This is a genomic window from Alcaligenes sp. 13f, assembly GCF_020496585.1.
Lineage (GTDB): Bacteria > Pseudomonadota > Gammaproteobacteria > Burkholderiales > Burkholderiaceae_B > Alcaligenes > Alcaligenes phenolicus.
Map to the genome: position 1 here is coordinate 1 of NZ_JAHKKC010000029.1, position 14,580 is coordinate 14,580.

Below are 14,580 nucleotides of genomic sequence, written 5' to 3' on the forward strand. Positions count from 1 at the left end.
CCTCGAGCCTTCACACCGTTTTAATACCTCGGCCTTGCAACACTGTTTCGGTTGGGTTTGCATTGGCTGTGGCTGTGGCTGCGTGCAGGGTGCTGTGTGCTATGCACTATGTGTTGTTGTTGTTGTTGTTGTTGTTGTTGTTGTTGTTGTTGTTGTTTACTTTTCGATGCTTATGTTTGGTTAGCAGCCTATGTTTCGGTCGTTTCTTTATGTCATGTCCAGGGGCATACATAAGTATTTGGGTGGAATTGAGGTCTTAAGGGTAAGAAGCCTTACAGCTTCTGGGCAAAGAACTATTGTGAGCCGTTCAGGGACCGGGTTTGGGTCTCGGGGCGGTTCAGAGTACTTGCCGCAGGCGAGTGCGGGATCCGGGATGCAAGCGCCCTGCTGTTTGAGCCCGGCGTTTGTGGTTTGTCCGGGGGACAAACCACCGGGCGAGTTCAGGGCGCGCCCGGAGCCTGTGCTCGACAAGGGAACCGGTGCGTAGCACCGGCAAGTGCTCAGCCCGGAGACCCAAACCCGGTCCCTGAATGGCGTTTTCACAGAGACTCTCTTCCCCAGCCTGCAAGCCCTACACGACTACCCATAAAAAAAAGGCCCCCCAAAAAAGGGAGGCCATTTCTTCCAACCAAGCCGAGCTTTTTACTCCGCCTTGCTGGCCGTCTTTTTAGCAGCTGTTTTTTTAGCTGCCGTCTTCTTGGCCGCCGTCTTCTTCACTGCTGTCTTTTTAGCCGCTGCTTTAGTGGCCGTTTTCTTGGCGGCTGTTTTGCGACCTGGCTTCTCTGGACGCGGCTCGAACTCAAAGCCGATCTTGCCGTCTGCCTGACGCACCAGGAAGGCCTTGAACTTGCGGTTGGTACGCGAGGACACGAAACCATCCAGCAGGTCTGTCTTGCCTTCGCCCAACAGCTTGGCCATCTGTTCGCGGGTAATTTCCTGCTGCAGAATCACCTTGCCGCTACGGAAATCGCAGCTCTTGGACGGGCCAACGGACTTCTCGCACAAGTAACGCAAGCCGTGCTCAAAGACGGGAGACTGGCACTTGGGGCAGGGGCCGACCGGGGTCTGGCCGCTGAAATCCAGGGCTTCGTCATCATCGTCGTCGTTCTGGCCGAAGTCGAACTCCAGCTTGTACTCGTCGGTAATGCGTAAAAGTGCCGCAAAGGGACGACCCATCTTGCTGATGAAACCAGGCAGTGGGCCCAGTTCTTTCTTGGCCAACAGCTCTTCAACTTCAGGCAGCTCAAAGGTGCGACCACCGGGGTGCTTGCCGATAGAGAAATCGCAAGCCGTGCAGGCATAACGACGGTAATTTTCTTTGACCACGCCACCACATTTAGGGCATGGCGTCTGCAAGGTCGCGTAATCACCCGGAACCGTGTCGCGCTCATATTCTTTCGCGCGCTTGACGATAACTTGCGTCATCTGCGCGATTTCACGCATGAACACGTCCCGATCCAGCTGACGTTGCTCGATCTGCTTGAGCTGGTGCTCCCACTCGCCAGTCAGTTCGGGCGAAGTCAGTTCGCTCACGCCCAGACCGGACAATAAAGTCATCAGTTGACGTGCCTTGGCGCTAGGCACCAGCTCGCGGCCTTCACGACGCAAGTAGGCTTCGTTCAGCAGACCTTCAATAATGGCAGCACGAGTGGCTGGCGTACCCAGACCGCGCTCGGACATGGCTTCGCGCAAGGCTTCATCATCTACCAGCTTGCCGGCGCTTTCCATGGCCGACAGCAGGGTCGCTTCCGTAAAGCGTGCAGGTGGCTTGGTAGCCAGGGCCTTGGTGTTCACGTCTTCAGTGCGAACCTTCTCGCCGTCAGCAACCGGCACCAGGGACGCATCTTCACCTTGGGCATCGCGGCCGTAAATAGCCAGCCAGCCCGGTTTGACCAGCACTTTGCCTTCCGTCTTGAAGTGGTGACCGGACACCTGCGTAATACGCGTGGTGACGCGGAATTCCGCAGCCGGGAAGAACACGGCCAGGAAGCGACGGCTGATCAGCTCGTAAATCTTGTGTTCGGCATCGCTCAGCTCCCGAGGCACCTGCAAGGTGGGGATGATGGCAAAGTGATCCGAAACCTTCTTGTTGTCGAAAATCCGACGGTTGGGCTTGACCCATTTCTGCTCGACCACTTCCTGCGCAAACGGTTGCACCGAAGCGCTGGCAGGCGTGCCGCTGTCAGCCAGCGCACGCATGGTTTCTTGCACCGTACTTATATAGTCTTCAGGCAGATAGCGCGAATCGGTACGGGGGTAAGTCAGCGCCTTGTGGCGTTCGTATAGCGTCTGCGCCAAGGACAAGGTGGTCTTGGCAGAGAAGCCGAAGCGCGAGTTGGCTTCGCGTTGCAGCGAGGTCAAATCAAACAAGGCGGGCGACATCTGCGTGCTGGGCTTGGATTCCTCGGTGACTACGCCGGGTTGCTCGCGGCACGCGGCCACAATGGTTTGGGCCGCCGTCAGGGACCACAGACGCGAGTCTTTTTTCTCGGGGTCATGCTCGTCTTTGACGAACTTGGGATCGAACCAGCGGCCGGTGTACAGGCCTGCAGCGGCAATAAAGTCCGCATGTACTTCCCAGTAATCGCGCGACACGAACTGGCGAATGCGGTTCTCGCGCTCGTTCACGATAGCCAGCGTGGGGGTTTGCACACGGCCCACGGGGGTCTTGAAAAAACCGCCATCCTTGCTATTGAAAGCCGTCATGGCACGCGTGCCATTAATGCCCACCAGCCAGTCCGCTTCAGCGCGCGAACGGGCCGCCGCTTCCAGCGGTTTCATGTCTTCATCGTCGCGCAGGTTTTCAAATGCTTCACGGATCGCCGATTGTGTCATCGAACGTAACCAAAGCCTTTGCACCGGTTTTTTCGCTCCAGCGTACTGCATAATGTAGCGAAAAATCAGCTCACCCTCGCGCCCCGCGTCACAGGCATTAATCACAGCGGTGACATCTTTTCGTTTGATCAGCTTGACCAGCAGTTTCAAGCGCTCAGTCGATTTCTTGTCAGTCGGGTTGAGCTCAAACTGAGGGGGAATAACAGGTAGATGTGTGAAGCTCCACTTGCCGCGGACCGGATCATTAGGGGCCACCAGGCCCAGCAGATGGCCGATGCTGGAGGCCAGCACATAGCGATCGCTTTCGAAATAATCACCTTCTCGAGTGAAACCGCCCAATGCCCGCGAGATATCTACGGCGACTGAAGGTTTCTCGGCAATGATTAGTGTTTTATCCATATGATTCCAGTGACAGCAACTGCGCTGCAATGCGCGAAATGATACGAGGTGCTTATCCCTCTATGCAAGTTATGAGACCTGACAAGACTAACGTATGGCCCACAGACTGGCGAGTGTTTCTGACAAAACTGGCCTGGGGTTTGGCCGTTTTGCTGCTCGCTAGTGGTCTGGTGACCTGGATTGCGGCCAATTGGGAAAACTGGGGGCACGTAGCCAAATTTGCCCTGGCTCAAGGCGCCGTGCTGGTTTCTGCAGGGCTGGCCTTGCTGTTTCGCCGACGTTCCGGTGGCTGGGGTCATGACCTGGGAGTGCCTGCTGCTTTGACCGGCCTGGCCGCCGTGGCCACGGGCGGTTTGCTGGCGCTGATTGGCCAGACTTATCAGACTGGCGCAGACCCTTGGCAGCTTTTCGCATTGTGGACTGTGCTGATCATACCTTGGGTATTCACAGTGCGCAGTGTCTTTCTGTCGGTGCTGTGGCTGGTACTGATCAATACCGCCTTGTACTTGTGGATTGATGTTGCCCGCTTGGGCTGGTTCGGGCGCAGTTACACCTCGCAGACCTTGCTAGCTTTGGCAGTCAATGCGCTGTTGTTGCTGGCCGCCGAAACCATCTGGCGTGCGCGTCATGACCCGTGGCGCATCGTGCCGCGTGTGGCAGCAATTGCGGTGGGTTTTTTCATCGGTGCCCAGGTCATGGAAGGCAACTTCCTGCTGGGACTGGTCCTGTTCCTGGTGCTGTACGGTATTTATCACTACCGCCGCCCGGATTTGCTGATCATGTCCTTGGCCTCGTTCGGTGCGTATGGCTCCTTGAGCATGCTGATTATTGAGTATGCAAGCGATGCGTTTCTGCTGATCGTGGTGGTGATTGTGGGCCTGGGCCTGGGCTTGCTGCGCTTCCTGCAGCAACAGGTCGTCCATTGGCGACGGACTCATGGTGGCGAAGCGGCAGCAACTCAAGCACCAGTGAACGCAGCAATGGCAACAAGTCCTGCCGCCTCAACAGCAGAGACTCTGGCCCACGCACAGGCTAGCGTTCAAGCTGACGCTCAGGATAGTGACGAGCATCACCCCTGGTATCTGCGCGTGATCAAGCTGTTCCTCTACCTGCTGTTACCGCTGATTATTCTGCTGTACTTGGCTGTTTCTCTGGATTTGAGTCTGGAAGCGCTAGGTGTACTGGGTGGCATCATGGCTCTGGTGTCCCCCGTGCTGTTTGGCAAGGCTCACACAGTACCCAGCCGGGATCTGGTCGGCGGCTGGGTTGCGTGTGCGCTGCTCTTGCTGAGCGCGCCGCTTGTGGACATGCGCTACCCCTGGCCACCTGAGGCCAGCGCCATGATAGCCGTCGTGATCAGCACCTTGCTGTACAGACTTGCCAAAGGCCAGTTCGTATTGCGCATGTTGCTGGTGATTTGGGCACTGGCCGCGATCGAGTTTCTGGTGATCGAGCGCTTGTTTGATCGCTGGACCATGATGCCTTATTGGGTGCTGGAAATGCCCGCGGCATTCATGTTTTTTGCCGCCTTGTTGCTGGGGCATTTTTATCTGCGTGGTGAGCGCAAGCCGCATTTCTGGCTGCCCTTGTTCTGGTCCTTGCTGCTCGCTTCCCAGATTCATCTTGTTTCGGCGGGCACGCTGTTTTATTCCATGCCCTTCTGGGACGAGTCGCGGCCGTACCTGACCGTAGCTGGCTTTCTGCTGGCCATGGCTCCTTTGGCGATACTGGCGTTTTATTGGCGTGGCTGGCGTGACCAGCCCCTGGTTTATGGCATTGCCTTGCTGGGGATGGCCGCTTTGTGCGCGGTCTGGACACCCTATCCGCCAGTGGCCCTGGCCTTGAGCTGGATTCTGGTGGCTTATGCCTGGCGTTATCTCAGCTTGTTGGCGGTGGCCGTGGCAATGGGCCTGTTCTGCCTCTGGCGTCTGTATTACATCCTGAATATCAGCTTGCTGGACAAGGCCGAACTGTTGCTGGCAACCGGAGTGGGATGTCTGGTCTTTGCCTATTTGGGTCAGTTGAGCCGCAAGAAGAAAGCGGCGTTAGCAGCGCCGCAGGAGACGCCTAAGGGTATTGTTGCCAGCGTTCTGCTGGGGACCGTGCTTGTGCTGGGTGTGGCCAACGTGGCCATCGTGCAAAAAGAACGTATCTTGAGCGATGGTCAGACGGTCTTGCTGGAGCTGGCTCCGGTGGATCCCCGTTCGCTGATGCAGGGCGACTATATGTCCTTGAACTTTGCCCTGTCGCAGAACCTGTCTGCCCTGTCCTGGGGCTTGCCCAAGGACGCGCTTGCCCAGATGGACGCTCAGCAGTGGGTGGTTGTGGCGGTGCAGCTGGATGAGAACAAGGTGGCGCAGCTCAAGGGTGTCTATCTGGAACAGGACGGCCAGGAGCGTCTGTGGAGCGAAGAAGGCCCTGTGGCGGAACCCGCTGATGTGATGCGCTTGCGTATGCGTCGTCACCGCAGTAACTGGACGCCGGGTACCGATGCCTGGTTCTTCGCTGAAGGCTCGGCAGATCGCTTCGATGCAGCCCGTTATGGCGAGTTTGCAGTGGTCGAGGGTGGCCAAAGCCTGCTGCGCGCGATGCTGGACAAGGATAGAAAGGAAATCAAGTAAGCCTGAGCTTGATCCACTGCGCTCAATAGCCTGTAGCCGGATTGCCTCTAATAAAGACAATCCGGCTTTTTCGTATCTGGGGCTTGTTTCTCTAGAGGCGGCCAAGCAAGAGCCTGTCAGCAGCAAGACCCATCAAAAAGGCCCGAATCCGATGAAGTGTCGGATTCGAGCCTTGGTTTTTTGTGTTGAAGGACCCTCTTTATCGGGGCCGTTTCTTGAACAAAAATAGGTTCCTGTGTATCAGCTTAGTGGGACTGACGGGTGGAGTCGTCGCTGAGCAGCTCTTCAAAGATCAGGTGATCGATTTCGGCTTCGTGGCTCCACAAAACCATCAGGGCGACAATTTTTATTTTGTCCAACGAGACCGGGCTTTCGTCCACCGTCATGGCGCTTTCAATCAGGATTTCGCGCAGGTGGGCGGTAAGAGCGCCGGAATTTTGCAAAAAGGTGATGAAACCCATGGCATCAGCGCCCAGCACATGTTGTTCGTGCTCAGAAAAAATACGCTGACTGTTGGGACTGAGTTGAGCCGTAGGCTGGCACTGCTGCGAGGTCTCGCCCAGTGCATGTAACCAGCCCAGTGCGTCGTTGATGTCCTCGTCTTCAAAGCCAATAGCCGCCAGCTTGTGGGCCAGAACCTCCGCCTTGGGACAGGACTGGGGGTTGTAATACGTCTCGAATAGATAAACCAGGATATCAAACATGGGTATAAGGTTGCCGTCCTAAGTGATTAAAAAAACTGCGTGATTTCGGTAACCAGTGACCAAACTTTACGCTGATTTGCGGTAGGGGGCAAATGGGGTGTTCAGGGGATGGATGGGTCTTGCCTTGCGCATCCAGACTGCTTTTTGCCTGGGTCTGCTCTGGCAGACGCCCTTTGCGGCAGGGCGTCTTTATGATTGAAACATAAATCGATTGTTGGGGCAGAAACTGTCGTTTATTTGAAACCCTAGGTGGCATCCGCATCCGCATCCGCATCCGCATCCGCATCTAGCCTCGGCTCGTGGCTCAGTTGTTCGGGCTTGGCTTCGCAGGCAGCGGGAAGCGCTGCGCCCACGCACTGATGGCCTGGCTCCAGAACCCGTCCAGGGTGTTCGCAGCCACGGGAGCAAAACCCAGAAAGGTCCAGACCCGTTGTAGCGTCTCCAGAGGATGGTCCAGGTCAAAGGCCGGGGCATGATTCTGTTTGGAGAGCTTGCGGCCTTGCTCATCACAGGCCAGCGGCACGTGCAACGTGCGCGGGACAGGCAGGCCCAGGACTTTTTGCAGTACGCGCTGGCGGGCTGTGGAGCTGAGCAAGTCTGCGCCGCGTACAACATCAGTGATCCGGCTGTCCGCATCATCAATGACCACGACAAACTGGTAAGCCCAGAGCTTGTCGGCCCGTTTAAGGATGTAGTCCCCGACTTCTTTGGCTACGTCCTGTCGCTGCGGCCCGGCCCAGCGATCGGTGAAGTGTTCCACCCCTTCCGGGACACGTAGCCGCCATGCACGGATGGTACGGTCTGCCGGGATGCCGTGGCGGCAGGTGCCTGCATAGGGATATTCATGCGAATCCGGGGCAACCGGCATGGAAGCCGCCAGAATTTCCTGACGGGTGCAGGTGCAGCCGTAGACCAGATCTCGCTCGCGCAGGCCACCAAACACTTCCTGGTAGCGTGCCAGCCGCTGGCTTTGCCAAATCACCTCGCCATCCCAATGCATGCCCAGGCCTTGCAACTGCTGCATGATGATCTGGTCAGCCCCTGTGACCACGCGTGGCGTGTCTATATCTTCAATGCGTAGTAACCAGCGCCCGTTCTGGGCACGTGCATCCAGGTAGCTGGCCATAGCGGCCACCAGCGAACCCTCGTGCAAGGGACCACTGGGACTAGGCGCAAAGCGACCACAGTAGGGGGTAAGAGGCTGGGCGGTCATGAGTCGTTCTTAACGGCAAGAGCCCCTGGACGGGGGCTCTTGTTAGTGCGACTTTACGCCTATTTTTCCAGCCCGGCAATGCGTTTTACACGGGCTGGAAGGGAGGAGTTTCAGCTCTCCATGGTGACCAGTTCTGCTCCTTCAGGCACTTGATCGCCCACCGCAAAGAACAGCTCGGCCACGGTGCCGTCTGCCGGTGCCTGAATGGAGTGTTCCATTTTCATGGCTTCCATGACCAGCAGCACATCGCCCTGTTTGACGCTGTCACCTGCGCCCACATTCAAGGCAATGATCTTGCCCGGCATGGGAGCGGTCAGGCGGCCTCCGTGGGCTTCCTGGCTGTTGGTGCCGGCACTGGCCAAGGTGTCGACCACGGCCAGGGTCCAGTCTGAACCAGCCTGGGCAACTTGCAGATGGTCGCCATCTTGCAGCACCTGGGCGCGGTACTCGACCTGATCCAGCCACAGACGCAAGGTCAGGGTGTTGGCCAGACCAGCCCTTGCCTCGGCTTGCCAGCGCAGCGCGTGTTGGGTTTCGCCCAGCGTGATCTGCCACTGGTTGTCACGACGTTGCAGCAGCACTTCGTGGGCTTCTTCACCCAGTTGCAAGGCCACTTTCTGATCGTAGTCCCCGCTCAAACGCCAGGCGTCATGTACCGCCCACGGGTCGGAGTTGGGGGCTTGCCCGCTCATACCCTGATGAGTCAGCACGGCGCAGGCGGCGAAGGCCAGCACAGAAGCTGGAACGTCCTGATTGCTGGGGAACAGCGCATCGTGACGACGTGGGATCAGACCCGTATCCAGATCGGCCTGGGCAAAGGCTTCATCGCCCAGCAGACGTTGCAGGAAGGTCTTGTTGGTGTGTACACCGGCCACTTGAGTATCGGCCAGCGTGCGAATCAGGCGACGACGGGCCTGTTCACGATCAGCACCATGGGTGATGACCTTGGCAATCATGGGATCGTAGAAGGGACTGATGACGCTGCCTTCACGCACGCCGCTGTCGATACGCACATCACCGGAGGTGAAGGACGCATGGGCGGGGTACTGCAAGCTGCGCAGTGTACCGATGGAGGGCAGGAAGTCCTTATCGGGGTTTTCTGCGTAAATGCGAACCTCAATGGCGTGACCATTGATGCTCAGCTCTTCCTGCTTGGCAGGCAAAGGCTGGCCATCGGCCACACGCAGCTGCCATTCCACCAGATCGTGGTCCGTAATCAGCTCGGTGACGGGGTGCTCCACTTGCAGGCGGGTATTCATTTCCATGAAGTAGAAACGCCCGTCCTGCTCGGCAATGAACTCCACCGTGCCTGCACCCACATAGTTCACGGCGCGTGCCGCTGCAATGGCCGCTTCACCCATGGCCTGGCGACGCTCGGGCGTCATGCCGGGGGCGGGAGCTTCTTCAATCACTTTCTGGTGACGGCGCTGTACCGAACAATCGCGTTCGAACAAGTACACGTACCCACCGTGCTGGTCACCAAAGACCTGGATTTCGATGTGGCGTGGCTTGGTGATGTAGCGCTCGATCAGCACGCGGTCGTCACTAAAGCTGCTGGCAGCTTCGCGCTGGCAAGAGCGCAAGGCTTCCAGGAACGCGCCGGACTCTTCCACAATGCGCATGCCCTTGCCGCCACCACCGGCGCTGGCTTTGATCAGCACGGGGTAGCCGATGTTGTCGGCTTGCTGGTGCAGGAAGTCGGGGTCCTGGTTGTCGCCGTGGTAACCGGGCACCAGAGGCACACCGGCTTTTTCCATCAGGGATTTGGCGGCGGACTTGCTGCCCATGGCCGCAATGGCTTGAGCGGGCGGGCCTACAAAAATAATGCCGGCTTCTTCACAAGCGCGAGCAAAGTGCTCGTTCTCGGACAGAAAGCCGTAGCCGGGATGGATGGCATTCGCGCCAGTGGCACGGGCGGCTTCCAGAATGGCATCGATCTTCAGGTAACTGTCGCGTGGCTCGGGGCCACCGATGCGCACGGCTTGATCACAAGCACGTACGTGCTGGGCGTCGGCGTCCGCGTCGGAGTAAACCGCAACGGTACGCAGCCCCAGGCTGCGGGCAGTGGCGGCCACCCGGCAGGCAATTTCACCGCGATTGGCTATCAGCAGGGTCTGAAACACAGTGTCTCCTTGTCTTACATGCGGAACACGCCAAAGCGGGTGTCTTCAATAGGGGCGTTCAAGGCGGCGGACAGGCCCAGGGCCAGAACGCGCCGGGTGTCCGAAGGCTGGATGATGCCGTCATCCCACAGACGCGCAGTGGCGTAGTAGGGGTGGCCTTCATGTTCGTATTGTTCGCGGATGGGGGCCTTGAAGGCTTCTTCTTCCTCGGCGCTCCAGCTTTGGCCACGAGCTTCCAGGCCATCACGGCGCACGGTAGCCAGCACGCTGGCTGCCTGCTCACCACCCATGACCGAGATGCGGGCATTGGGCCAGAGAAACAGCAGGCGCGGGCTGAAGGCTCGGCCACACATACCGTAGTTACCGGCACCAAAGGAGCCGCCCAGAATCACGGTGAACTTGGGTACAGCTGCCGTAGAAACAGCGGTGACCAGCTTGGCACCATGACGGGCAATCCCTTCGTTTTCGTACTTGCGGCCCACCATGAAGCCGGTGATGTTCTGCAGGAACACCAGAGGTGTCTTGCGCTGGCAGCACAGTTCGATGAAGTGGGCACCCTTCTGGGCCGCTTCGGAGAACAGAATGCCGTTGTTGGCAATGATGCCTACAGGCATGCCGTGGATATGGGCGAAGCCGGTCACCAGCGTGGTGCCAAAGCGGGCCTTGAATTCATCAAAATCCGAGTCATCCACAATGCGGGCGATGACTTCGCGCACATCGTAGGGTTTGCGGGTGTCGGCAGGGATGATGCCGTTCAGCTCTTGCGGGTCGTAGCGTGGCTCGCGAACTTCTTTCAGCGGCCAAGGCAGTTTCTTCTCACGGTTCAGGCGACCTACGCAGCGGCGCGCCAGCTCCAGCGCATGAAGATCGTTTTCGGCCAGATGGTCGGCTACGCCGGACAGACGGGTGTGTACATCGCCACCGCCCAAGTCTTCGGCGCTGACTTCTTCACCGGTTGCGGCTTTGACCAGTGGAGGGCCACCCAGGAAGATGGTGCCCTGGTCGCGCACGATGATGGATTCATCACTCATGGCTGGAACGTAGGCACCGCCAGCGGTACACGAACCCATCACGACAGCAATCTGGGCAATGCCCTGGGCCGACATATTGGCCTGGTTGTAGAAGATGCGGCCAAAGTGGTCACGATCCGGGAACACGTCTTCCTGGTTGGGCAGGTTGGCCCCGCCCGAGTCCACCAGGTACACGCATGGCAGATTGTTCTGTTGGGCAATTTCCTGGGCACGCAAATGCTTCTTCACCGTCAGCGGATAGTAAGTACCGCCCTTGACTGTAGCGTCGTTGCAGACCACCACGCATTCAATGCCTGCAATGCGGCCAATGCCGGTGATGATGCCTGCGCCCGGAGACTCGTTGTTATAGACATCCTGGGCAGCCAAAGGCGAAAGCTCCAGGAAAGGCGTACCGGGATCAAGCAGACGTTCGACGCGCTCGCGGGGCAGCAGCTTGCCGCGACCCACATGGCGTTGCCGGGAGGATTCGGACCCACCCAAGGCGGTTTTCTGTAGCTTTTGGCGCAGATCAAGGATCAGGGCCTGCATGATCGAGGCGTTGTCCTGAAAGTCTTGGGAACGCGGATTGATGCGGGATTCAATAACTGACATGGCGTGCCTGGAAAGAGAACAGAGAAAAGCCCATAAAATCAGCCGGGCCGCAGCCCGGCTGATGAGCTTGCTTTAGACCAGCTCGACGGCCAGGGCGACAGCTTCGCCACCGCCAATGCACAGCGAGGCAATACCGCGCTTGCCACCGGTCTTGCGCAGTGCGCCGATCAAGGTTGCGAGAAGGCGAGCACCCGATGCACCGATGGGGTGACCCAGGGCAGTTGCGCCACCATGGATATTGACCTTGTCGTGCGGGATGTTCAGCTCTTTCATGGCAGCCATGGTCACCACGGCGAAGGCTTCGTTGATCTCGAACAGGTCAACGTCAGCCACGCTCCAACCGGTTTTATCCAGCAGTTTCTGGATAGCAGCGACTGGAGCGGTCGTGAACCAGGCCGGTTCTTGCGCGTGCTGGGTGTGAGCCACAATGCGGGCCAGTGGAGTTGCGCCCAGTTCCTTGGCTTTCTCTTCGGTGGTGATCACCATGGCGGCGGCACCGTCCGAAATGGACGAGGCGTTGGCAGCGGTAATCGTGCCGTCTTTCTTGAAAGCGGGACGCAGCGTGGGGATCTTCTCGGGCATGGCTTTGGTGGGGGCTTCGTCCTTGGCCACAACGACATCACCCTTGCGGCCAGCGATGGTGACTGGCGCAATTTCCCATTCAAAGCTGCCGTCATCGCTGGCTTGGCGAGCGCGGCGCAGCGACTCCAGCGCGTAAGCATCTTGCTCTTCGCGGCTGAACTCGTATTTGCTGGCGCAATCTTCGGCAAATACACCCATGGCGGTGCCACGGCTGTAGGCATCTTCCAGGCCGTCCATGGCCATGTGGTCATACACGGTGGAGTGACCGTAGCGGTAGCCTTCGCGGCCTTTCAGCAGCAGGTAGGGAGCATTGCTCATGCTTTCCTGACCGCCGGCCACCACCACGTCCACGCTGCCTGCCTTGAGCAGGTCGTGGGCAAACATGGCGGCTTTCAGACCGGAACCGCAAACCTTGTGAATGGTGGTGCAAGCTACACCCTGGGGCAGACCGGCGCCCAAGGCAGCCTGACGTGCAGGGGCCTGGCCCTGACCGGCTTGCAGCACGTTACCCATGATCACTTCGTCGACCTTGTCGGCCTGAATGCCCGAGCGCTCCATGGCCGCCTTGATGGCGACCGCGCCCAGTTCGTGGGCGGCCAGATCGGACAGGCTACCCATCATGCCGCCCATAGGGGTGCGGGCGATCGAGACGATGACAACGGAATTAGTCATGAAAGACTCCTGGTTGCAAAGAGGAGACCGGCGCGCGTTTGGCAAACTCGTGCAGCTGCCGATCTTTGTTATACGGAAAAATATTTTCGATCCGACCTTGCGTCACTCGCAAGCGGCACTGAGTCCACCATTCAGGCTCCAGCAGTTCTGCATGGTGGGCCATGAAGGCTTTGCGAATGCGAGGGTCGGTCAATAGAAAGTAGCCGAATTCTTCGGGAAATACATCGTTCGGGCCGATGGGGTACCAGGGTTCGCTGGCCATTTCGGCTTCTTCATTTGGTGCAGGCGGAATAGCGCGAAAGTTCATCTCGCGCATGTGCTGGATTTCGTCGTAGTCATAGAAGACAACGCGGCCCAGACGGGTCACACCAAAGTTCTTGAACAACATATCGCCGGGGAAGATGTCGGCGGCGGCCAGTTCCCGGATTGCCTTGCCGTATTGCTCCACGGCGGCATTCAGGGCGGGGTCGCTGGCTTTGTTCAGATACAGGTTCAGCGGGGTCATGCGCCGTTCAATGTAGACGTGGCGCAGCAAGATGGTGTCCTCGGACTCTTCCAGCAGGCTGGGCACTTCGCGGCGAAGTTCTTCCAGCAAGGCTTCGGAAAAGCGTGCCTTGGGCAAGGCAACCTGAGCGTAGTCCCAGGTGTCGGCCATGCGCCCGACACGATCATGTTTTTTAACCAGCTGGTATTTGCTGCGCACCGTGGCGTGGTCCATGCCCTGCTTTTGAATCCGGTCGCGGATCAGCTTGAACACATAGGGGTAGGACGGCAGGGTGAATACCGTCATCACCATACCGGCAATACCGGGAGCCAGATCAAAGTGATCGTGCGAGTGCGACAAGTGGTGCAGAAAGTCGCGGTAGAACAGGGTCTTGCCCTGCTTTTGCAGGCCGATGGCAGTGTACAGCTCGGCCTTGGGCTTGCGGGGCAGCAGGCTGGACAGGAAGTCCACATAGGCCGACGGTGCTTCCATATCGACCAGGAAATAGGCGCGTGTAAAGCTGAACAGCGTGGACAGGTCGTCCGTGGTGTGCAGCAAGGCGTCTATATACAAATGTCCTGATGGGCGATGCAAAATGGCAATCGAAAACGGCAGCACTTCACCCTGATTGATCAGGCGGCCCACCACATAGGCACCCTTGTTACGAAAGAACAGGGAGTTCAGCACCTGAATCTGGCAGTCCGAGCCAATGCGCGAGCCATAGCCACGTGGCAGGCGGCGGCATAGCTGACGCACCGCCATGCGGGCCAATGTGCGCACATCGCGCGGCAGGTCGGCAAAGGGGGCGGCCAGACCGAAGTCGGCCAGCATATTGGTCAGGCTGGTTGCCAGACCTTCTTCGGTGGGGTAATAGACCCGATACGAAGGCAGCGCGCCGTCCAGATAATCCGTGGCAACAGCTGGACGCACGAAAATAAATTCGTTGCGAAAATAGTGCCGATGCAGCACACGGCAGGAGACGGAGTTGAAGAAAGTCTCGGCACATTCCGGCTGACGGTGGCCCGACAGCAAACGCACAAACTCCGCCTTGGCTTGCAACCACAACTGCTGCTGGGCCTCGTCCAGATGGGCCGGATCGGAAGGCGTGGGCTGATGCAAACGCAGATTCTGGCTAAGCATGGCCGCGCATTCGCGCACCCGTGTCGCGTAGTACTCGATACGTTCGCGCGAGAGCTGCTGAATACCATGCCAGTCGCCCGATTCGTACAAAGACTTGGCGCGCTGGGCACTATAGCGAAACAGCGCGTAGTGGCGATTGAAACCATCCAGCATGGCCTGAGCCACCTGGATAGCCGTCATCCCCG

General features: G+C 58.4%; 9 protein-coding genes. 2 read left to right on the top strand and 7 right to left on the bottom strand.

The window, feature by feature from the left end:
- On the top strand, positions 1-184 hold a 184-nt coding region (locus KOE80_RS17895; RefSeq protein WP_226349648.1), incomplete at its 5' end, for a hypothetical protein.
- Between the two features lie 458 nt (positions 185-642).
- Here the strand turns inward: KOE80_RS17895 and KOE80_RS17900 are convergent.
- Positions 643-3,234 (bottom strand): DNA topoisomerase III, encoded by a 2,592-nt coding sequence (locus tag KOE80_RS17900; protein ID WP_083055210.1) that lies wholly within the window; start codon positions 3,232-3,234, stop codon positions 643-645.
- Positions 3,235-3,347: 113 nt separating this feature from the next.
- On the opposite strand from KOE80_RS17900, the gene KOE80_RS17905 reads away from it, so the two are divergent.
- Positions 3,348-5,855, top strand: a complete 2,508-nt coding sequence (locus KOE80_RS17905) for a GDYXXLXY domain-containing protein (protein ID WP_226349649.1) — start codon at positions 3,348-3,350, stop codon at positions 5,853-5,855.
- Positions 5,856-6,100: 245 nt separating this feature from the next.
- Here KOE80_RS17905 and KOE80_RS17910 read toward each other — a convergent pair whose 3' ends face one another.
- From KOE80_RS17910 to aceK, 6 genes are all read right to left on the bottom strand, one after another.
- Positions 6,101-6,559, bottom strand: coding sequence for a DUF494 family protein (locus KOE80_RS17910; RefSeq protein ID WP_009463598.1), 459 nt, complete (start codon positions 6,557-6,559; stop codon positions 6,101-6,103).
- Positions 6,560-6,863: 304 nt separating this feature from the next.
- Positions 6,864-7,772, bottom strand: coding sequence for a tRNA glutamyl-Q(34) synthetase GluQRS (gene gluQRS / locus KOE80_RS17915; protein ID WP_083055213.1), 909 nt, complete (start codon positions 7,770-7,772; stop codon positions 6,864-6,866).
- 110 nt (positions 7,773-7,882) lie between these two features.
- The gene (locus KOE80_RS17920) at positions 7,883-9,895 is read right to left on the bottom strand and encodes an acetyl/propionyl/methylcrotonyl-CoA carboxylase subunit alpha (RefSeq protein WP_226349650.1); all 2,013 of its coding nucleotides are present in this window, start codon (positions 9,893-9,895) and stop codon (positions 7,883-7,885) included.
- 14 nt (positions 9,896-9,909) lie between these two features.
- Complete coding sequence (locus tag KOE80_RS17925; protein WP_042484787.1) at positions 9,910-11,517, bottom strand: carboxyl transferase domain-containing protein; 1,608 nt, start codon at positions 11,515-11,517, stop codon at positions 9,910-9,912.
- A 72-nt stretch (positions 11,518-11,589) separates the two neighbouring features.
- Complete coding sequence (locus KOE80_RS17930) at positions 11,590-12,771, bottom strand: acetyl-CoA C-acyltransferase (RefSeq protein ID WP_035269274.1); 1,182 nt, start codon at positions 12,769-12,771, stop codon at positions 11,590-11,592.
- On the bottom strand, positions 12,764-14,575 hold the full coding sequence (gene aceK / locus KOE80_RS17935) for a bifunctional isocitrate dehydrogenase kinase/phosphatase (RefSeq protein WP_226349661.1): 1,812 nt from the start codon (positions 14,573-14,575) through the stop codon (positions 12,764-12,766). Before aceK ends, KOE80_RS17930 begins: the two co-directional genes overlap by 8 nt.
- Positions 14,576-14,580 lie beyond the last annotated feature (5 nt).